The organism is Acidimicrobiales bacterium, from assembly GCA_041394265.1.
GTDB lineage: Bacteria > Actinomycetota > Acidimicrobiia > Acidimicrobiales > SZUA-35 > JBBQUN01.
Map to the genome: position 1 here is coordinate 685,694 of JAWKIO010000005.1, position 19,416 is coordinate 705,109.

At 67.7% G+C, this 19,416-nt stretch carries 23 protein-coding genes; 12 read left to right on the forward strand and 11 right to left on the reverse strand.

What is annotated here, in order from left to right:
• Window positions 1–79 precede the first annotated feature (79 nt).
• Genes R2733_03350 through R2733_03360 form a run of 3 tightly spaced genes read left to right on the forward strand, consistent with a single transcriptional unit; the run spans window position 80 to window position 3,602 of the window.
• A complete protein-coding gene (locus tag R2733_03350) occupies window positions 80–1,285 on the forward strand; it encodes a ribose-phosphate pyrophosphokinase-like domain-containing protein (protein ID MEZ5375520.1) in 1,206 nt (401 codons plus the stop codon).
• Window positions 1,286–1,340: 55 nt separating this feature from the next.
• Window positions 1,341–3,113: a PEP-utilizing enzyme gene (locus R2733_03355; GenBank protein MEZ5375521.1), complete on the forward strand. Its 1,773-nt coding sequence runs from the start codon at window positions 1,341–1,343 to the stop codon at window positions 3,111–3,113.
• Between the two features lie 24 nt (window positions 3,114–3,137).
• Window positions 3,138–3,602: a histidine phosphatase family protein gene (locus R2733_03360; GenBank protein MEZ5375522.1), complete on the forward strand. Its 465-nt coding sequence runs from the start codon at window positions 3,138–3,140 to the stop codon at window positions 3,600–3,602.
• A gap of 13 nt (window positions 3,603–3,615) precedes the next feature.
• On the opposite strand, the gene R2733_03365 is transcribed toward R2733_03360, so the two are convergent.
• Genes R2733_03365 through ccmA form a run of 9 tightly spaced genes read right to left on the reverse strand, consistent with a single transcriptional unit; the run spans window position 3,616 to window position 10,216 of the window.
• Window positions 3,616–4,380, reverse strand: coding sequence for a hypothetical protein (locus R2733_03365; protein ID MEZ5375523.1), 765 nt, complete (start codon window positions 4,378–4,380; stop codon window positions 3,616–3,618).
• A complete protein-coding gene (locus tag R2733_03370; protein MEZ5375524.1) occupies window positions 4,377–4,856 on the reverse strand; it encodes a cytochrome c-type biogenesis protein CcmH in 480 nt (159 codons plus the stop codon). Before R2733_03370 ends, R2733_03365 begins: the two co-directional genes overlap by 4 nt.
• Complete coding sequence (locus R2733_03375) at window positions 4,853–5,419, reverse strand: TlpA disulfide reductase family protein (GenBank protein MEZ5375525.1); 567 nt, start codon at window positions 5,417–5,419, stop codon at window positions 4,853–4,855. Before R2733_03375 ends, R2733_03370 begins: the two co-directional genes overlap by 4 nt.
• Window positions 5,416–7,419 (reverse strand): heme lyase CcmF/NrfE family subunit, encoded by a 2,004-nt coding sequence (locus R2733_03380; GenBank protein ID MEZ5375526.1) that lies wholly within the window; start codon window positions 7,417–7,419, stop codon window positions 5,416–5,418. Before R2733_03380 ends, R2733_03375 begins: the two co-directional genes overlap by 4 nt.
• A gap of 18 nt (window positions 7,420–7,437) precedes the next feature.
• The gene (locus R2733_03385; GenBank protein ID MEZ5375527.1) at window positions 7,438–7,941 is read right to left on the reverse strand and encodes a cytochrome c maturation protein CcmE; all 504 of its coding nucleotides are present in this window, start codon (window positions 7,939–7,941) and stop codon (window positions 7,438–7,440) included.
• Entirely contained in the window at window positions 7,934–8,068 is a 135-nt protein-coding gene (locus R2733_03390; GenBank protein ID MEZ5375528.1) for a hypothetical protein, read from the reverse strand. Before R2733_03390 ends, R2733_03385 begins: the two co-directional genes overlap by 8 nt.
• On the reverse strand, window positions 8,068–8,853 hold the full coding sequence (ccsA, locus tag R2733_03395; GenBank protein ID MEZ5375529.1) for a cytochrome c biogenesis protein CcsA: 786 nt from the start codon (window positions 8,851–8,853) through the stop codon (window positions 8,068–8,070). Before ccsA ends, R2733_03390 begins: the two co-directional genes overlap by 1 nt.
• A complete protein-coding gene (locus R2733_03400; protein ID MEZ5375530.1) occupies window positions 8,850–9,548 on the reverse strand; it encodes a heme exporter protein CcmB in 699 nt (232 codons plus the stop codon). The genes ccsA and R2733_03400 overlap by 4 nt, the downstream gene beginning before the upstream one ends.
• The gene (gene ccmA, locus R2733_03405; protein MEZ5375531.1) at window positions 9,542–10,216 is read right to left on the reverse strand and encodes a heme ABC exporter ATP-binding protein CcmA; all 675 of its coding nucleotides are present in this window, start codon (window positions 10,214–10,216) and stop codon (window positions 9,542–9,544) included. The genes R2733_03400 and ccmA overlap by 7 nt, the downstream gene beginning before the upstream one ends.
• A gap of 99 nt (window positions 10,217–10,315) precedes the next feature.
• Here ccmA and R2733_03410 point away from each other — a divergent pair, with 99 nt between their 5' ends.
• The 4 genes from R2733_03410 (at window position 10,316) to R2733_03425 (ending at window position 14,503) form a co-directional block, all read left to right on the forward strand.
• The gene (locus tag R2733_03410; GenBank protein ID MEZ5375532.1) at window positions 10,316–11,344 is read left to right on the forward strand and encodes a sortase; all 1,029 of its coding nucleotides are present in this window, start codon (window positions 10,316–10,318) and stop codon (window positions 11,342–11,344) included.
• A 2-nt stretch (window positions 11,345–11,346) separates the two neighbouring features.
• Entirely contained in the window at window positions 11,347–11,976 is a 630-nt protein-coding gene (locus R2733_03415) for a hypothetical protein (GenBank protein MEZ5375533.1), read from the forward strand.
• 97 nt (window positions 11,977–12,073) lie between these two features.
• Window positions 12,074–12,955, forward strand: a complete 882-nt coding sequence (locus R2733_03420) for a DUF5317 family protein (protein ID MEZ5375534.1) — start codon at window positions 12,074–12,076, stop codon at window positions 12,953–12,955.
• Window positions 12,956–13,246: 291 nt separating this feature from the next.
• Window positions 13,247–14,503 carry a DUF222 domain-containing protein gene (locus tag R2733_03425; protein ID MEZ5375535.1) on the forward strand — a complete coding sequence of 419 codons (1,257 nt, stop codon included), beginning with the start codon at window positions 13,247–13,249 and terminating at the stop codon, window positions 14,501–14,503.
• 57 nt (window positions 14,504–14,560) lie between these two features.
• On the opposite strand, the gene R2733_03430 is transcribed toward R2733_03425, so the two are convergent.
• On the reverse strand, window positions 14,561–15,106 hold the full coding sequence (locus tag R2733_03430) for a GNAT family N-acetyltransferase (GenBank protein ID MEZ5375536.1): 546 nt from the start codon (window positions 15,104–15,106) through the stop codon (window positions 14,561–14,563).
• Window positions 15,107–15,151: 45 nt separating this feature from the next.
• On the opposite strand from R2733_03430, the gene R2733_03435 reads away from it, so the two are divergent.
• Together R2733_03435 and R2733_03440 are read left to right on the forward strand one after the other, a co-directional pair.
• On the forward strand, window positions 15,152–15,910 hold the full coding sequence (locus R2733_03435; GenBank protein ID MEZ5375537.1) for a methyltransferase domain-containing protein: 759 nt from the start codon (window positions 15,152–15,154) through the stop codon (window positions 15,908–15,910).
• A gap of 37 nt (window positions 15,911–15,947) precedes the next feature.
• A complete protein-coding gene (locus R2733_03440; GenBank protein ID MEZ5375538.1) occupies window positions 15,948–16,367 on the forward strand; it encodes an SRPBCC family protein in 420 nt (139 codons plus the stop codon).
• Here R2733_03440 and R2733_03445 read toward each other — a convergent pair.
• Window positions 16,364–17,461, reverse strand: coding sequence for a hypothetical protein (locus tag R2733_03445; protein ID MEZ5375539.1), 1,098 nt, complete (start codon window positions 17,459–17,461; stop codon window positions 16,364–16,366). The genes R2733_03440 and R2733_03445 overlap by 4 nt on opposite strands.
• A 50-nt stretch (window positions 17,462–17,511) precedes the next feature.
• Here R2733_03445 and R2733_03450 point away from each other — a divergent pair, with 50 nt between their 5' ends.
• Genes R2733_03450 through R2733_03460 form a run of 3 tightly spaced genes read left to right on the forward strand, consistent with a single transcriptional unit; the run spans window position 17,512 to window position 19,411 of the window.
• Window positions 17,512–18,570 carry a glycosyltransferase gene (locus R2733_03450; GenBank protein ID MEZ5375540.1) on the forward strand — a complete coding sequence of 353 codons (1,059 nt, stop codon included), beginning with the start codon at window positions 17,512–17,514 and terminating at the stop codon, window positions 18,568–18,570.
• Window positions 18,567–18,827, forward strand: coding sequence for a hypothetical protein (locus R2733_03455; GenBank protein MEZ5375541.1), 261 nt, complete (start codon window positions 18,567–18,569; stop codon window positions 18,825–18,827). Before R2733_03450 ends, R2733_03455 begins: the two co-directional genes overlap by 4 nt.
• Window positions 18,828–18,832: 5 nt before the next feature.
• Window positions 18,833–19,411 (forward strand): TetR/AcrR family transcriptional regulator, encoded by a 579-nt coding sequence (locus tag R2733_03460; GenBank protein MEZ5375542.1) that lies wholly within the window; start codon window positions 18,833–18,835, stop codon window positions 19,409–19,411.
• The last annotated feature ends 5 nt before the right edge of the window (window positions 19,412–19,416 follow it).

A 19,416-nucleotide genomic window follows, 5' to 3' on the forward strand; every position in this document is an offset into this window, starting at 1 on the left:
CATCGGCTACAACGTGCAGGGTCGAAATCACGCCGGTGGGCGATGAAGCGGGGTTGCCGATGAGCCGGGGTCGCACAGCATGAGCATCGCACCGAGCGACGTGATCGTCGTCGGCAACTTCTCCGACGATCCCTTCGCCATCGATGTCGCCTATGCCGCAGGGCAGACCGAGGACATCGCCGATCTCATCAGCATGAAGACGTTCGCGAACACCGAGTTCTGCCCTCGCTTCATCAACGACGAGCACGACCTGTCGGCCATCGGTGAGCACCTCGTCGGCAAGACGGTCGTCATCGTCAGCACCTCGAGCCTGACCATGACCCGCAACAACCTGGCGATGCGTAATCTGCTCCTCGCTCGTGCGGCCAAGGACAACGGCGCCGAATCGGTGGTGCTCGTCGAGCCCGATCTCTACTACAGCGCCCAGGACCGCGGACCCCGACCCGACCAGGGCCGCACCTCGTTCGAACGCGACGAGCACGACCGCAAGAAGTTCGACGGCCAGCCCTTCTCGTCGCGCCTCTACGCCCAGATGCTCCACCTGGCCGGCGTCGACCGGGTCATGACGGTCCACAACCACTCGGTGTCGGTCCAGGCCGAGTTCAACGACGTCTTCGAGGGGCGATTCCAAAATCTGATCCCCTACGAGATCTACGCCGACTACCTCGAGAAGTCGAACGTGGTCAGCTACGGCACCAACGGCGAGGGCCTCGTGCTCTGCGCACCCGACAAAGGCGCCAGAGACTTCGTGCGGGGCATGTACGACCAGCTGGGCTTGAGCGAGGCGAAGCTGATCACGCTGTCCAAGGAGCGCTCCGGCGAACGCAGTGTCGAGATCACGCTCGACCCGGAGAGCGACACCACGCTCGACGAGATCCGGAGCTGCGACGTCGTGCTCTTCGACGACATGGTGCGTACCGGATCGACCGTGGTCGAGTCGTGCGAGTTCCTGCAGAAGGCGGCACCCAATCGCATCGTGTTCGGGGTCACGCACTTCTACGCGAGCGGCGAAGGCCGCGAGAAGATGGCCCACCCCGCCATCGACGAGATCCTCACGCTCAACACGCTCCCCACCGTGCTGAACCGAGACGTACAAGGCCGTTTGCGCAAGAAGATGGTCGTGCTCAAGATCGAGCAGTGGCTGGCGCTGAACCTGTGTGTGACCCTCGGCCTCCCCCGCCCCGCACTGCAGTCGCTCTACCAGATCGACATGTCGTCGAAGAACCCGCGTTTCCGCCGCAAGATCTGGTTCAACGACCAACTCCCGGGCCTCGACGACTATTGAACGAGTGTCGCATTGGCTATACGCAGGCGACCTCCGCGTGCTACAACGCTCCGCCATGGGACTGTGGAAACCAATTGGCGACGGTGAGTGGGTCGGCAGCGATGTCAGCGAGAAGTTCCCGGTGTACACCCGGGGCAACGCCGGCGAGGTCTACCCCGAGGTCTTCACCCCGCTGAGCTTCTCGATCGCCTCCGAGATCGGCGAGAAGGCAATGCGCAACGCCGTCCTCGGCACCGGGCTCATCGCCGCCAGCGAGTTCGAGGACAAGCCGTTGAGCACCGGGATCGCCAACGGCGTCTTCGGTGGCTACGCCTATCTCAACCTGTCGATGCAGCGGCTGCTCGCCGCCCGTATTCCCGGTGGCAACGCGAGCGACGCCGACGTCACGATCTTCGGGGTCGGTCAGGAGATCCCACCGCACGAGTCGATCGACGGCGAGAAGAACTTCATGGCCGGGCTTCGAGGCCTTCGCTACGTATGGCGGGTCGTTCGCACCCGTGAGATCCCGCTGTTGGGCGAGGACCAGGCGAAGGTGGCCACCTACCTCGGCTCGCTCGGCGACCCGACGGCTGCCGGCGACGACGAACTGGCGAACGCCGCCACCGACGAACTCATGACGATGTTCGAAGGCCTCTTCCAACACCACCTCGAGGTCACGGCGGGCGCCAGCACCGCCGTCAGCCTCCTCACGCAGATCTGCGACAAGCAGCTCGGCGACCCGAACTTGGCCGTCCGTCTGCTGGCGGGCCTCGGCGACGTCGACTCGGCCGCACCGTCGCTCGCGTTGTGGGACCTGAGCCGCCTCGTCAACGCCAATCCGGCCCTCGCGGCGCGGTTCGACGCGGGCATCGATGACGCCCTGTGGCCTGCCGTCCAGGCCGACCCGAGCGCTGCGGAGTTCGCCGATGCCTTCCGATCGTTCCTCGCCGCGTTCGGTTCCCGTGGGCCGAACGAGTGGGACACCGCGTTCGACACCTGGGAGACCAAGCCGGCCCTCGCCATGGTGCTCGTCGATCGGATGCGAGCCGCCGACGAGAGCCACGATCCTCACACCCAGCTCACTCGGCTGGCCAAGGAGTCGGCCGAGCTCGAGGTCGAGACCCGGGCTCGGATCAAGCGCCCGATCCGGCCGATCTTCGACCGGGTGCTGGCAGCGGCTCGAGTCTGGAGCCGGGGACGTGAACGCTCCAAGACCACGGTCGTACTCGCAATCCACGGATCGCGCCTGCGGGCAAAGGAACTCGACCGCCGCCTTGTCGAACGCTCGGGCGGCACGGCCGGCGACCTGTGGTACCTCACGAGCGACGAACTCGATGCCTACGTCGCCGATCCTGCCTCGTTCGCCGACACCATCGCCGAGCGCCGCAGGGTCCATGCCGAACTCGATGCTCGGGTACCGCCGTTCGCCTTCAGCGGCCAGCTCCCACCCCTCGAGACGTGGGACCGCAAGATCGATCTGCGGGGCACGATCAGTGTCGGTGAGTCGATCGTCGGCCTACCGGGTTGTCCGGGTATCGCTCGCGGCCGGGCCCGAGTCGTCACCGATCCCGGCGATCCCAACGGGCTCGAGCCGGGCGACGTGTTGATCGCACCGATCACCGATCCGTCGTGGACACCACTGTTCATCCCGGCCGAGGCGGTCGTCGTCGACGTCGGCGCCGTGATGAGCCATGCCGTCATCGTCAGTCGTGAACTCGGCATCCCGTGCGCGGTGTCGGTCGCCGGCGCAACGCTCCGGATCCCCGATGGGGCACTGGTCGAAGTCGACGGCTCGACCGGACGGGTGACGGTGCTCGAACTGGCGCCCGACACGATCGAGCACACCTGATCGGGCGGTAGCCTGCCGGGTGCCATGGACGTCTATCTCATCCGTCACGCCCACGCCGGTTCTCGCTCCGGTGGCAGTCAAGACAAGTACCGCCAGCTGAGCGACAAGGGAAAGGCGAGGGCCGAGGCGATCGCCGAGCTGTTCGCCTCGATCGACGTCTGCCGCATCGTCTCGAGCACTGCCACCCGCTGTGTGCAGACGGTCGAGCCGCTGGCGGCGTCGAAGGGTCTGGCGGTCAAGGAGACCGACGTGTTGTGGGAGGGCGGCCCCATCGATCAGGTCCTCGCCCTGTTGGAGCGTCACGTCGACAAGGGACTCGTCGCCTGTTCACACGGTGACATCATCCCCGAACTGATCGACTGGCTCGGCGACAACGGCACCAACCTGAGCGGCCACGGCTGTGAGAAGGGCTCGATCTGGGTGTTGACCCACGACGGCAAGCGATGGACCAACGGCCGCAAGGTCGGCAAGCACGCCGAGTCGATCTGAGCGACCGGATCGGTCAGTCGGCGCAGTCGAGGCGCTCGTCGAGCGAGGCGGTGAGCTGGCCCATCATCGGCGGAGCATCGAGCGTGCCGAGCTCGGCCAGTTCCGAGCAGGCCCGTTCGGGATCGCCCATGCGGTCGGCGACCACCGCCCGGAAGGCGTGCGCGTCGGGGAAGGTGGTGTCGACCTCGATCGCTCGGTCGAGTTGGCCGGCCGCGGCGGTGTAGAGCTCGGCGGCGTCGTCATCGAACCCTTGCTCGCTGGCGGAGGCGGCGACGAGGCTGAGGTACCACGCCCGATAGGTGAGCGCTTCGACGTTGTTCGGGTCCTGATCGAGCACGGTGTCGAAACACACCAACGAGGCCTGCAGGCCCTCGGCTCCCTGGGTGCCGAGCTGCTGACATTCGAGCACCTGGTCTCGGATCGACTCGGGCACAGCGCCGGTGAGCGAGTCACCGACCCCCCGCTCGCCTGCGGTACGGGCGACCAGGACCCCGGCGAGGATGGCACCGGCCAAGGTGGCGACGATCCAGGCCACGCGACGGGTGGGTGACGCCTTGGCCGCATGGAGCGCGGCCACCTCCGTCTCGTGGTCGTCGATCGAGCGGATCACGGCCGCAGCGCGCACGGTGTAGTCGTCTCGAAGTGACGCGTAGTCGGCGTCGTCGAGATCGCCGGCGTCGTGCTCGGACTCGAGATCATCGAGCGAACGCAGCAGGAAGTCGCGCTCTTCTTCGAGCGCAGCAAGGCGATCGGGGCTCAGCCGACTGGCTTGGGTCACGATCCGCCCTCCCCCGGCGCGTGTTGCGCCGAGCGCTTGGCCGCGGCGACCAGCTCGCGGTCGGCATCGGTGGCGACGCGTTGGGCCGGCGGCGAGCGACGGAGCGAGGCGACCACGACCGCGCCACCACCGATGGCGACGACCGCAGGCAGGATCCAGATGAGCGCCGAGATGCCGTCGGCGCGCGGCGTCAGGAGGACGCGCCCACCGTAGGACTGGACGAGCAGGTCGCGGATCTCCTCGTCGGTTCGACCCTGGTCGACACTCACGCGAATGAAGTCACGGACGACGGTGGCAGCCGACGCGTTCGACTCGGCGACGGTTTGGCCCTTGCAGGTCGGGCAGGCGTAGGAGTCGGCCAGGCGTTGGATGCGTTCACCGGTGGTCTCGGGCGGCGAGTCGAGCGCAGCGATGCTGAGCGCAGCGACCCCCGCGACGAGCAGGAGTAGCCACAGCACCCGACGGGCTGCGCTCACGAGATCACCGCGATGATGTCGTCGGCCTTGATGCCACCGGTCGCGTGCGCGACCACGACCCCACTCGGGTCGACGAGGAAGCTCTCGGGGACCTGGGCGATCTGGAAGGTGACGGCGAGCTGACCGTCATCGGCCAGGACGGGCCACGACCCGCCGAGCTCGGCAAAGAGTTCGGCGACCTTGTCCGGGTCGTCATCGAACACGATCGACACGACCTCGATGGCGCCGGTCTCGTTGCCGTACTGCTCGAGCTCGACCAGATCGGGGTGCTCGTCGATGCAGCCGGGGCACCAGGTGGCGAAGAAGTTGACCAGCACCCAGCGACCGCGGGCCGAGTCGATGTCGTACGTTCCGCCGGCGAGGGTCTCACCCTGGACGGCCGGCACCCGCTTGTCGACGAGTCGGCTCGAGGCTTGCGTGGGGTTGGTGCCGCCGTAGGCGAGGAGGGCGATGAAGGCCACGACGACCACACCGACGACGATCGAGATCGTGCGGGCGGTGTTCCCGGTCGAGCCGGATGCGGGCAGTGGGGCTTCGTCGTGAGTGACTTCGTCGGGAGTCATGTGTGCACCTCGACTCGTTCGGCCGGTTCGTCGGATTCGGCGGAATCATCCGCTGTCGCACCGGTGGCGAGTCGGGCCGACACAGCTTCGGTGCCCCTACGGCGCTTGCCGGGGAAGATCGCGAGCACGCTGCCGAGGGCCATGAGGCCGCCACCAGCCCACAGCCAGGAGATCATCGGCCGCACGATCACCCGCAGCCGGATCGGGCCCTGAGCGTCGGATGGCACCTGATCGAGCACGAGGAACAGGTCTTCGGTGAACCCGGCCCGAACCGATGGGGTGGCGACGGGTGTGCCCATCTGGCGGAACTGAGTACGCGCCGGCTGATAGAGGTCGGTGCCGTCGATGTCGATGTCGGCCCAGACCCGGTTGCGACGGTCGTTGGTGTCGGCACCGAGGCCGAGGTAGGTGAACTCGTGATCGGCCACGGTGACCGATTCACCGATGGCGAGCGTGGCGGTCCGGTCGATCTTGTAGGCCTCGCTGGAGGCGATGCCGACGGCGATGAGGACCACACCGATGTGCACGATCATGCCGCCGTTCGTGCGTCCCACGAAGCCCCGCCATCCCTGGCGACGAGTGGCGAGCACCACCTGTCGCACGGCTGCGCCACCGGCGAATCCACCGAGCCCGAAGGTGATGATCGGGTAGACACCACGCCCGCCCAGCGCCACGGCCAGGACCATGGCCGCCACGCCGGCCACGCTCGGCCAGAACAGGCGATCGGCCAACAACTCACCGGAGGCCTTACGCCAAGGCAGCACGGGCGCCGACGCCATCAGGAACAGCAGCACGAAGGCGATCGGTCGACCGAGCGAGTCGAAGTAGGGCCGGCCGATGGTGAGCCGGCTGTCGTCGTAGGCCTCGGCGAGGAGGGGGAAGACCGTGCCGAGCAGGACCACGAAGGTGAGCGCTCCGAAGGCGACGTTGTTGGCGAGGAATGACGCTTCGCGTGACAGTGGCGAGTCGATGGCACCGGGCGAACGCAGGCGATCACCGCGCCAGCCGATCAGGCCGATCGACCCGACGGCGACGACCGTGAAGAACGCGAGCAGCCATGGTCCGATCGCTCCGTCGGCGAACGCATGCACGGACTCGACCACGCCCGACCGGGTGAGGAAGGTGCCCAGGATGGTGAGGCTGAACGTGGCGCAGAGCAGCGACAGGTTCCACACTCGCAACATGCCGCGGCGTTCCTGCACCATGACCGAGTGGAGGTAGGCCGTGCCGGTGAGCCACGGCAGCAGCGATGCATTCTCGACCGGATCCCACGCCCAGTAGCCGCCCCAGCCGAGGACCTCGTAGCTCCACCAGGCGCCGAGCACGATGCCGGCCGTGAGGAAGCCCCAGGCCGCCACCGTCCAGCGGCGGGTCTCGATCAACCATCCCTCACCGACCCGGCCGGTGATCAGGGCCGCGATGGCGAACGCGAACGGCACGGAGAACCCGACGTAGCCGAGGTAGAGCATGGGTGGGTGGAAGGCGACCAGCAGATGGTTCTGCAGGAGCGGGTTCGGTCCGGGTCCTTGGAAGCCGAGCGGCACGGTCACCGGCGTGAAGGGGTTGGCCGGTCCGGCGAGCAGAGCGAAGAAGAACGCGCTGATGCACAGCAGTACGACGAGCGCCCACCCGAGCAACGGGTCGTTCCCTCTCGCTCGGAACTTGTAGAGCACCGCCCCGACGTACAACGTGAGGATCATCGCCCAGAGGATGATCGAGCCCTCGAGCGCCGACCACAGGGCAGCGAAGTTGTAGAGCGGTGGTGTGAGGTCGCTGCCGACTCGCTGCACATAGCTGACGCCGTAGTCACGCTGGAAGAGCGCAACCTCCATGACGACGAAGATCCCGATCCCCGCAACCGGCAGGCTCCACGCCCACTGCCGGACGTTGGCGAGGAGGCGGTGCTGCTTGGTGATGAGCGCGTAGCCACCCGAGAAGGCACCGACGACCGACATGGTCAGTCCGAGCATCGTGAAGGCAAAGCCGAGGATCGAGTTCATGGACGTGCTCCGGCTCGATCAGCCTGCATCGAGGTTCGACGTGTCGGCGTCGTCGATCTTGGATTCGATCTCGGGGTCGATGCGGTCCGGGTTGTCGGCGACGTAGGACTCGGAGTGCTTGATCAACAGTTGGCGTGACACGAAGACGTCGCCCTCGAAGTGGCCTTCGGCGACGACGGGAATCGACAGCTCGAACAGATCGGTCGGCTCCTCGCCAACGTGACGCACCGAGACCCTCTCGTCGTTGAACGCGACGTCGAACAAGATGGCCCCGCTGGCGTCGGTCTGGGGTTCGGTCACAACGGTGCCCTGAAGGCGGAACGTGCGGTCGGCCAGTTCGGCCTGGCGGTCGAGCGCCTCGTCGACGTTGTAGTAGTAGACCGACGCGCTCGTGACCGCCTTGAACAGCACGAAGCCGAGCACCACCACGAGGGTGCCGACAATGCCGATGTTGCGGAGGCTCTTCCGCTCGGTGGTGGCCCCTCCGCCGGCGCGGGGTGTCAGGTCGATGTCGTCAGTCAAGGAAGCGCCTCTTCTCGGGTGGCAGCTGCTCCGACAGCGACCGGCCCTTTCGGACCACGTACAGGCTGTAGGCCGCCAGGCTGAGGAAGACGATCAGGTAGCCGGGGATCACATACTCCCAATGCATCAGGCACCCTCTCCGGTGAGCCGAACGTCGTTCGGGAGATTCGTCGATTCGACACCTTCGCGCTCGGCGCGCCGCTCGCTGATCGCACGATCGAGCCCGACCGCCGCCACCTGATGCTCGAGCCAGGCGACTCGGAACCGGTGGATCAAGAGCCAGGCGAAGACCAGCGTGAACGAGCCGAACCCGACCAGGGCCGTGCCCCACATCACACCGGTGATCTGCATGTCGAGCGGCGAGATGGTGGTCCCTTGGTGGACGCCCTTCCAGATCTGGACCGAGTAGCGCACCAGCAGGGTGTTGGCGGCGGCGACGAGTCCGAGCACGGCCGCCCGCTGTGAACGGATCACGGGGTCGAGGTCGAGCTTGCGTACGGCGAGGTAGCCGACGAAGAGCACGAAGGAGACGGCGGTGGCAGTGAGCCGTGGTTCCCACGTCCAGTACAGGCCCCATGTGGGCTTGCCCCAGAGCATGCCGGTGGCGAGGGTGAACGCGCAGAAGAGCACGGCGAGTTCACCCGCTGCGCCGGCGGCCAGGTCCCAGAAGGTCGACTTCTTCCACAGGTACATGACGCTGCCCAGGGCAACGATGCCGGGAGCGAAGTAGAAGGCGATCGTGGCGGTGGGAACGTGGAGGTAGAAGAGGCGGACGGCGTCTCGCTGCGAGACCTCGGGCGGCGAGATGACGAGCGCCATGGCCAGGAAGATCGCCATGCTGACGAGCGCGGCGAACCCGATGCGGCGGGTGAGCTTCGACGACGTGCTGGCCGGGATGTCGGTTGTCGTCACGCTTCCTCCAGCACTCGTCCGAACGCCAGGATCCCCGCCCCCAGGTAAAGGAGAGCGAAAGCTCCGAGCAGGCCAGCCCACGCCCATCCGTCGGAACTGGGGCCGAACAACGCGGCCTCGGTGGCGATGGATGCGCCGAGCAGGACCGGCGACAGCGCCGGCAACGAGAGAAGCGGAACGAGAGTGTCTCGGACGCGCATCCCCGAGGCCAACGCTGCGTAGAGCGTACCCGCCAGCGCCACGGCCAGCGTGGTCGAGACGACCGTCACGGCCAGCAGCAGCGGGTGCGACAACTCCGGTGCGTAGAGGAGGAACGAGCCGGCGCCGAGCACCAGTTCGACCACGAACAGTTCGACCGCGATGGCGGTCGCCTTGCCGAGGAAGATGCCGGCAGGGTCGAGTCCGGTGAGGCGGAGCGCGTCGAGGTTGCCATCGCCGGCTTCGATGGCGAAGGCCCGGCTGAAGGCGAGGAGGGCGGAGAAGAAGACGGCGAGCCAGAAGAGCCCGGGCGACACCTGTGCCAGTACGGCCCGGCCCTCGCCGTCGCCCGTCGCCACTCGACGATCCGGCGAGAGGCCAAAGCCGAACAGGATCAGCACGATCATCCCGAACGGCAGGAGCTGCGTGGTCAGCACCTTCGACCGACGTTCGATCAGCAGGTCCTTGCGGGCGATCAGCAGGGCGTCGCTCAACATGGCGTGCCAACGATCGTGGTGTGTCCGCCCACCACCGAGACGTGCATCGTGGCGAGGTCGTTCGCCCGGTCCGATTCGTGGGAGGCCAGGACCACGGTCGCTCCGGCGGCCACCGCTCGCCGCACGAGGTCGTCGATCAGGTCGCGGCCGGCGGCGTCGAGCCCGGCGTGGGGCTCGTCGAGCAGCCACAGCAACGGGCGGCGACACACCAGGATCGCCATCGATGTGCGGCGTCGCTGCCCGGCCGACAGCCCGGCGACCGGCACGGTGCGGAGCCGTCCGGCGAGTCCCAGCGCGTCCATCGCCGGTTCGATGTCGGCGTCGACGGTGCCGTTCGCCTTCGCCCAGAACCGGATGTTCTGCTCGACCGTGAGCTCGTCGTACAGGGCCGTGGCGTGCGACAGCAGCCCGACGTCACGCCGTAACGCCCGCCGCGATGCCCGACCGCCAAGGTCGTGGTCCAGCACTCGCCCCGACCCGTGGTGCAGCGGCGCGAGCCCGGCACACAGCCGGAGCAGGGTGGACTTGCCTGCGCCGTTCGGTCCTTCGAGCAGGGCGATCTCGCCGGCACCGATCTCGAGGTCGGCCCCGGCCAGGGCGGGGAACTGACCGAGCAACGACACGGCACCGGCCAGTTGGATCACCGGTGGGGACGACGGCTCGGACACGACCGCTCACGATAGGGCCGATCAGGGTCATGACCCCGTTCCATCTGCCGACGGCTCTACCCTGTCCCGGCACCCCGCAACGCTCCCTCCCGTGACCCCATGAACCATCGCACAGCCACCATCGTCGGCGGTATCGGCCGCACCCTGATCGCCCTCGGTCTGCTCGTGCTGTCGTTCGCTGCCTTCCAGCTGTGGGGAACCAACCTGCAAGAGGCCAGGAATCAGAACGCACTCGACGACGAGTTCGCCGAGCAGCAGGCGGCGATCGCCGAGCTCACCGGGACCACGACCACCACCGCTCCACCCGAGACGATCGTCGGCGAGACCACGACCACGGCGCCGCCGACCACGCTCGCCCCCGAAGTCATCGCCGAACTCGGCGACGAGCTGATCCCCGACCTCGGTGACGTGTTGGGAAACATCGAGATCCCATCGATCGGCGTCGACAAGAGCATCGTGTACGGGACCCGCCGTGGTGATCTGCGTGAAGGCCCGGGCATGTATCCGAGCACTCCCTTCCCCGGCCAAGCGGGCAACACCGCCATCGCCGGTCACCGCACCACCTACGGCGCCCCCTTCGGCGATCTCGACCTGATCCAGCCCGGCGACCAGATCATCGTCGAGACGCTGTACGGCACCTACTACTACGAGGTCCTCCCGCAGACCGACGACGACGGCAACGTCAGCGGTCACTTCATCGTCGACGATTCGGCGGTCGAGGTGGTCGACGACCAGGGCGACAATCGGCTCACGCTCACCGCCTGCCATCCCAAGTACTCCGCCGCTCAACGAATCATCGTGTCGGCCAAGCTCGTGTCGGCGCCGGCCCCCGAGCTGCCGACCACCACCTCGACCTCCATCGACGAGCTGGCCGACGAACCGACCGAACCCGAGGTGGCCGAAGCCCTCCCCGAGGAGAACGTGCTCACCGAGTCACTGGGGTGGAACAACGAGGAGAAGTGGCCGACCATCCTGTGGGGCGCCGCCGCCGCCCTCGTCGCTCTCGCCGGCTACCTGCTCGGGCGGGCGTGGCAGCGGCTCCCGGCGTACGTTGTCATCACGCCGGTCTTCCTCTATGTGCTGTGGGGGTGCTTCACGCACCTCGACAAGTGGCTCCCTGCACTCTGACCGTGGGGATTCGCCGTCTCGCCACCATCGTCGCCGCCTGCGTGGTCGCCGTGTCGTGCTCGTCGTCGTCCGGCGATGCTGCGGTCGACACGTCCGAGTCCACCTCGTCGACCGAGTCCACCACGACGGTGCCGGCTCCCATCCTTGCCCTGGTCGGCAACCTCGAACTGGCCGAGGGCCAGTGCTACGCCGACCTCCCACCGCCCACGGCACAGGTGCCCGACCCCACCACGACGACAGTGGAGGGCGAAACGGCGGTGGCCACCGAGCCGACGGTGCCGCCAACCGTCGCCGCCCCGACCACCACGCCCCGCCCGACCATCGTCGCCATGGTCGACTGTGCCGAGAACAACGACGGCACCGTGTATGCCGCCTTCTGCCTCGGCCCCCACGCCGAGTTCGCCGACGACCTCACGGCGGCGGCCTGCCCCGGCGACCCGACGATCGAGTACCCGGGCGACCGCACGATTCGCCGCGCTGCTTCCCGCATCTGCCTGCAGCGGTTCACCGAACGGTTCGAGGAGGACTACGCCACCTCGGAGCGCATCGCCACCGAGTTCGTGCCGACCGAGGGTCTATGGGGGCTCGACGATCGCCGGGTCGTGTGCCTCGTCGAGGAGCCGGCGCCGTAGCCCTTCGTCGCCGCTCCAGGAGTGGGATCTGGGCTGATTCGACCAGGTCAAGCGCGACGTGTCTGACTATGCTCCCCGTTGGACTGGAGACAACGGCATGGTGCTGACCCCCCTCGCAATCGCAATCGGCCTGATCATCGGCTTCCTACGCGGCGGCACCCTCGACGCCGTGTTCAAGAACCGAGTGATGGCCTGGCCGCTCCTCGCCGCCGGCATCGTGCTCCAGACCATCGGTGAGTCCTTCGATGTTCCCGGTCGGCCGTTCGTCGTCACTCTCGGTCTGCTGTGCCTGATCGGTTGCGCCATGCGCAACATCCACATCCCTGGCACCGCCGTCGCCGGCATCGGCGTCACCCTCAACATGGCGGTTCTCGTGGTGAACGGCCACATCCCCGTGAGCTTCGATGCGCTCACCGCCTTCGGTAACGACGTCACCATCAACCCCGCTGCCACCGGGCTCTGGCAGATCGAGACCGACGACACCTCGCTGTCGTTCCTGGGCGACATCGTGCCCACCCCGGTGCTGCACACCCCGATCTCGTTCGGCGACCTCATCATGCTCGCCGGACTCATGGTGATCGCCATGAATGTGGTGCTCAAGGGCCAGGCCCGAGGCATCGACCCCGACGACCTGTTCGCCGACGACCGAACGGCGAGCAACCCGGGTGCCGGGCTCCCCGGTCTCGGCGCCGACGCCGTGATCGACGTCGACGACGACATCGACCTGCGCGACGCCGTGGTCGTCATCGGCCCGACCGGTTCGTCACCTGCAGCTGGTGTCACCGACGCAGCCGAGTCGGTCGAGCTCATCGATCCAGCGTCGTCGCCGGCGCCCGAGCCCGACGGTGCCGCGGCGCCGGCGCCCGATGGAGCGGCGATCAGCGACGCCCTGTTCGCCTCGGTCCCCGACTTCGACGACGACCCGATCGACCTCGACGAACTCGGCGGCCGCCCCGAACCCGAGTCCGGTCCGCAGTAGCCCCGACGCCGAGGCAGCCCGAGGGCGGATCGCCAGAGGCTGAACAAGCCCGGACGCACGCGGGCCGGCGCAAATCGACGGCGCTCCACGCCGGCCTGGAGGAGGCCCGCCCGCCCCGAAAGGCGGCGCGGGCGCTCTTGTCGCGCGGCTCGCCAGGTTCTGATCACTCCCGAACGGTCCGTCCGGGTGTGGCGTAGGTGGAGGTGTGTCGGGCCAGTGAACGCCTCTATAACTCTATCACGTTAGCTATATAAGGTTGTTTACAGAACAATTGTTCGTTACCATGTGCAGATGTTCCTTGGCGGCAGCAACGGGGCAGGCGACGCCACCCCCGACGAACCGACCCCCAGCGGTCCCGAGCCGTCGCTGCACGACCGGATCCTCGACGCCGAAGCTGCCGTCCGACAGGCCCGCGCCACCTATTGGAAACTGCTCGCCGAGGCGGCCGAACATGCCGGCCCGTCGGTCAGCCAACATCGCAACGAAGCGCTCTGGCTCGCCGACTCCCTCCGCATCCCCAAGGGCACCGCCGGCAGCCACTGCCACCGAGGCCGGCTCCTCTACCACCACCTCCCCGCCCTCGGCGACGCCTTCGACCACGGCGTCATCAACGAGGAACACGTCGGCCTGTTCCACCGCCTGTGGCGGCGTCCCGAACTCCGGGCCCATCTCACTGCCGATCTCGATGGCCTCATCGGGTTCGCCCGCAACGACTGGGCCACCTGCAAGGAACTCTTCGACGCCTGGGAAACCATCGTCGACCCGATCGACCCCAACGAATACGCCGAGCGAGCCCACGCCGACCGGGGCCTCGCCACCACCGAACCCGTCAGCCAACAGGTCCTCATCCAGATCCTGTCCACCACCGCCGCCTGGGCCCAGATCCAGCCTGCGCTCGAAGCCAAGACCGCCGAACTCTTCGAAGCCGACTGGGCCAACGCCCGAGCCCGGCTCGGCGACGACGCCACCATGGCCGACCTCGGACGCAGCGACAGCCAGCGCCGCCACGACGCCTTCGTGATCATCATGCGCCACGGCATCGGCGCCGACCCGACGCTCGCCAACGTCACCGGCAACGCGGTCATGGACGACCAGACCTTCCAAGAAGAAGCCGAGCGCCGCGACGCCATCGCGAATGGCCAAGAGCCGGTCCGACGACCGCTCGCACCTGGCGAAGCGATCGAACGGGCCCGCACCCGCCGCTGCGAAACCATCACCGGCATGGCCCTCTCCCCCGCCGATGCGTTCGACTACACCATTGCCGGGCACGTCCGCCTCTACCGGATGAACACCACCACCGGCGAGTTCAGCCAATCACCCCGAACCCGCCTGTTCAAAGGCGCCCTCCGCACCGGAATCCTCATCAGAGACCGGCATTGCCAAGGGCCCGGCTGCGACACCCACGCCCGCCACTGCGACATCGACCACACCACTCGATACGAAGACGGCGGCGCCACCACGCCCACCAACGGGCAACCGTTGTGCGGACCCTGCCACCGTCACAAATCCCGGCTCGAAATGCTCGGCCTCTGGCCACCCGCGCCTTGACACCGCCCGCAGTCGCCACCCGGATCCCATCCGGGTGGCGGCGCGTCGCGCTTGGCGCTACGGCGTTGGAGCTGTTGCCGCCCAGACCAGCCCGTGCCATGGGCCGACGCCGGCGTAGTCGTGAGCGAAGTCGAGTTCGCTCCGACGCTCGAGTCCCAGCCGCTCCATGACCGCCTCGGACCGAACGTTGTCCGCAGCGGTGTAGGCGAAGACCTCCTGGCAGCCGACCCGGCCGAATGCGTCGGTGAGGGCGGCACGCGCCGCCTCCGAGGCGAACCCATGACCCCATGCGTCACGAGCCAGCCGCCAGCCGATTTCGTGGTGAGCGCCGAGCGGGTGATCGTCGGGCTGCACGACGATGCCGCAGTAGCCGAGGAAACGGTCATGCTGATCAGTCACGACCCATCGTGTGATGCCGTGTTCCAACCAAACGCCACGGAATCGTTCGAGCTTGGCGTCGCTGGCCGCACGCGACAGTGGCCCACCGAGGTCGGCCATCACCTCGGGATCCGCATTCATGTGTGCGAAGTCGCTGCTGTCGGCACTGCGCCACGGTCGAAGGATGAGCCGGTCGGATCTGATCTCGAAGTCGTCGCTCGCCACGAAAAGATGTTGCCACCTCGACGGTCGGCGAAGTAGGACGTCGGCATGACGAGCCCCGACACGCTCCACCATCCTCGCTACACCCGCTCCAACGGCTACGACCCGGCGTGGGTCACCGAGAACCAGATGGGGCCGAACGCCCTGTGGCTGACCGAGGCGCTCACCGAGGTCATGACGATCGAGCCGGGCATGAAGGTCCTCGACCTCGGGTGTGGCAAGGCGATGAGTTCGATCTTCCTCGCCAAGGAGTTCGGGGCACAGGTCTGGGCGACGGATCTGTGGATCCCGGCGGCGGAGAACCAGCAGCGAATCGTCGAGGCGGGCGTCACCGATCTCGTGACCCCCATCCACGCCGAGGCTCACACGTTGCCGTACGCGGCCGGCTTCTTCGATGCGATCGTGAGTCTCGACGCCTACCAGTACTTCGGGACGGCCGACCTCTACCTGGGCTACCTGCTCGACTTCCTGAACGCCGGTGGTCGGCTGGGCGCTGTCATGCCGGCAACGACTCGCGAGCTGGGGATGGAGATCCCCGAGACACTCGCCCCGTACTGGGAGTGGGACTTCTGCTGCTTCCACACGCCCGGCTGGTGGCGGACGCATTGGGCAAAGACACAGAAGGTGACGGTCGACCAGGCCGATCTGATCGAGGACGGGTGGCGTGACTGGCTCCAGTTCAACGACTACATCGCGCCGCACGTCGAGGGGTGGTGGGTCGACGAGGTGGCAACGACGCACGACATGCTGGTGGCCGATCAGGGAGCCGAGCTCGGCTTCGCCCGGGTGGTGGCGAGCAAGCGCTGAGCTTGCGGGATGCCATGGACACGACCAGCATGTGGCCATGTCCGAGGTCACCGAAACTGGTTCATTCGCCGTCCCCGCCGCTGCGCTCTGGGAGCTCGTCGCCGACTTCGGTGGGCTGGAGAAGTTCATGCCGGGCGTGACGGGGGTGACGACCGAGGGCGAGGGCGTCGGTATGCGGCGCATGGTCCCGTCCGGTGAGACGCAGGTCATCGAATCGCTCGACGTGCTCGACCCCGAAGCGATGACGCTGACCTACTCGATCGTGTCGGGTCCACTGCCGTTCAAGGACTATTCGGCCACGATGGTCGTCACTGAGGACGACGCCGAGTCGTGCACGCTCACCTGGACCGGCACGTTCGAGGCGAACGGCGTCCCGGCCGAGAAGGCCGAGCACCTTGCCGGCCGCATCTATGCCGGCGGGATCGCCGGCTATCGGGCCGCGCTCGGACTCGGCTAACCGAACAAGAGGGCAAGGGCCGTCCACGTCTGGGGCGTGGCCCCGCCACCGACGCCGGTGTCGGCGTTCCAGTACTCGGCCCAACCCGATCCGACCGCTCCGGCGGCGCACTGCTGGGCCAGCTCGGCCGCCTGCTCGGTGAAGCCGGCGGCTCGCAACGCCACGAGGAGCAGGTAGTCGAGCTGCGGCCACGACGAGCCACGCCAGTAGGTGTCGGGGTCATAGGTCGGCTCGTCGCAGTGGACGCCCCGAATCCCGTACGGCCCGGCAAAGGCGTCGGCATCGCAGAGCAGGGCCGCCGCCTCGGGCCGGGGGTCGACCAGCATGCAGAGCAGGGCGTCGGCGGTGCGGATCGACCCGGACGGGGTTGGGTCGGTCCAGATGGCCGGGATCGGATCCCAGCGGTCGCGCAGACCTGCCACCAGGGCGCCCGCTCCTTCCACCAATTCGGGATCGGCTTGGCCGACACGGTCGAGCTCGGCGATGTTCCACGCGACGAGCGCGTTGAAGCCGCACGACGGGACCCGGAAGGTGTCGGAGTCGACGGCGAAACCGCTGGAGTCGAGGACCAGGTCGGCGACGAGTTCACCCTTGACCTCCCTCCACCGCGATCGGTCCCAGGCGTCCCAGCGCGGCGAGTCGTCACAGCCGGTCTCCCAGGGATGGAACACGGGGACGAGCGCCTCACGGTCGCGTCGACGGCCGAGGAGGTGCCGGAGCCCAGCCCGGGCCCGGGCGAAGGTGTCGTCGTCGATGTCGACGCCGTGGTCGACCAGCCGGGCGAGGGCGTGCCCATACATCGGCGGTTGGGTGATCGACGACGTGAGCTCGCGCCCCCAGAACGAGGCGTGGTGGTCGGGGCGGGCCCAGTAGGTGAGGTGGGGCACGAAGCCGGTCGCCGGATCCTGGTTCGCGAGCGCCGAGCGGATCTCGGTCAGGGCTCGGGGGTCGTCGAGCTCGGCCCACACGAGTGCGTGGAAGCAGGAGTCCCACAGCCACTGGAAGGGATAGACCGAGTCGTTGGGCACACAGAATCCCTCGTCGCGCCATGCGGCATGCATCAGCGCTCGAACAGCTTCTCGATCGACGGTCACCTGCACGACGCTATGGCACATCTCGGGCGGTTGGGTACCGTCGTCGCCTGATGGGCCGGTGCGCATTCCTCTCGTTTCGACTCGGTGGGTCCGATGGCGTGTCGATCGTGGCCGACCAGTGCCAGACGATGTTCGGGCGGCTCGGGTGGTCGACGGTGACCGTTGCCGGCGAGGGGCCGGTCGACCGGATCATCGAGGGCTTGGCCATCGGATCAGCGACCCCGCCGTCTCGAGCCGACCTCGAGGCTGCGCTCGACGACTGCGATCTGGTCGTGGTCGAGAACCTGCTCACGATCCCGATGCAGCTGTCGGCCAGTCGAGTGGCGGCCGAGGTGTTGGCTGGCCGGCCGGCGCTGCTGCATCATCACGACCCGCCGTGGCAGCGCGAGCGGTTCGCTTCGATCACGGAACTCCCGGCGACCGACCCGGCGTGGCGCCACGTCACGATCAACCAGTTGACCGAGCGACAGCTGCGAGATCGGGGCATCGAGGCCACGACGATCTACAACCCGTTCGACACGACCGCCCTGACCGAGCGCGAGCGCACCCAGCTCCGTCGTGACCAGCGCGAACATCTCGGCGTTGGCGACGATGAGCCACTGATCGTGCACCCGGTGCGAGCGATCGAGCGCAAGAATCTGCCGGCTGCGCTGGCCCTGGCCGAGGCGATCGGCGCCACGTACTGGCTGACCGGTCCGGCCGAGGAGGACTATGCGCCGACGCTGGCCCGTCTGCTCGACACGGCCCGCACCCGAGTGATCCACGAACCGGCCGTCTCGCTCCCTTCGCTCTATGCCGCCGCCGATCTCGTGGTGTTCCCGTCGACGTGGGAGGGCTTCGGCAATCCGCCGGTCGAGGCGGCGATCCATCGTCGGCCGGTCCTCGTCGGCTCGTATCCGGTCGCGGCCGAACAGCGAGCGATGGGATTCGAGTGGCCCGTGTTCAGCGGGGTCGACCCCGACGTGGTGGAGGTCGCTCGACGAGAAATCGTCTCGCCTGACCCTGCCGTTCTCGACCACAATCGGGCGGTGGCGATCGAACGACTGGACATCGGGGTGGCGACGGCGCGGTTGCTTTACGTGCTGGAGCAGGCAGGCTGGCAACCATGAATCAGCCGATCGACCCGGTGCGGGTGCAGCGAGCCAAGGTGGCCGACCTCGTGTCGAAGGGCATCCGTCTGGGGAGCGCCCTCTACGTGTTCGCCAGCGTGGTGTTCTTCGCGTCGTTCATGACCGGCTTCAAGCAACCGGCCGTCATCGTGATCATCGTGACGATGGTGATCGGGTCGATGCTCCTCGCACCGGCGTTGGTGTTCAAGTACGGCGTGAAGGCGGCCGACCGGGCCGACCGAGACGGCTCATGGTGAGTGCGGTGCGGCTTCCCGCCCCGGAGCGACGTCAGCAGCTACTCGACACGGCCCGCATGGTCTTTGCCCGGAGCGGCTTCCACGAAACATCGATGAACGACGTCGCGGCCGAGGCGGGCGTCACCAAGCCCGTGCTCTACCAGCACTTCGCCTCGAAGCGGGACCTGTTCCGGGCAGTGCTCGACGACGTCGGCCGCCGCCTCGAGCACGACATCATCCAGTCGGCGGCCAAGGCGATGACACCGCGTGAACAGGTCGAGCGAGGGCTGAGCGCCTACCTCCAGTTCGTCGAGACCGACGGCGACGGTTTCCGCCTGTTGTTCACCGGCACCAGCCGAGAAGACGACGAGTGGGTTCGGATCACCCAGCGGGTCGAGGGGTCGATCGCTCGCTCGATCGCCGACCTGATCGATGTTCCCGGCATGTCGACCGAGCGCCGCATCACCTTCGCCCACGGCATGGTCGGTTTGGCCGAGGGGATGGTCCGCCACTCACTGGCGGCCGACCACGATGTCGACTCGCTTGCCGCCGACATGGCGACGCTGGCCTGGGGTGGCCTGCGAGGGTTGGGGTCGACGGGCTGACCGGC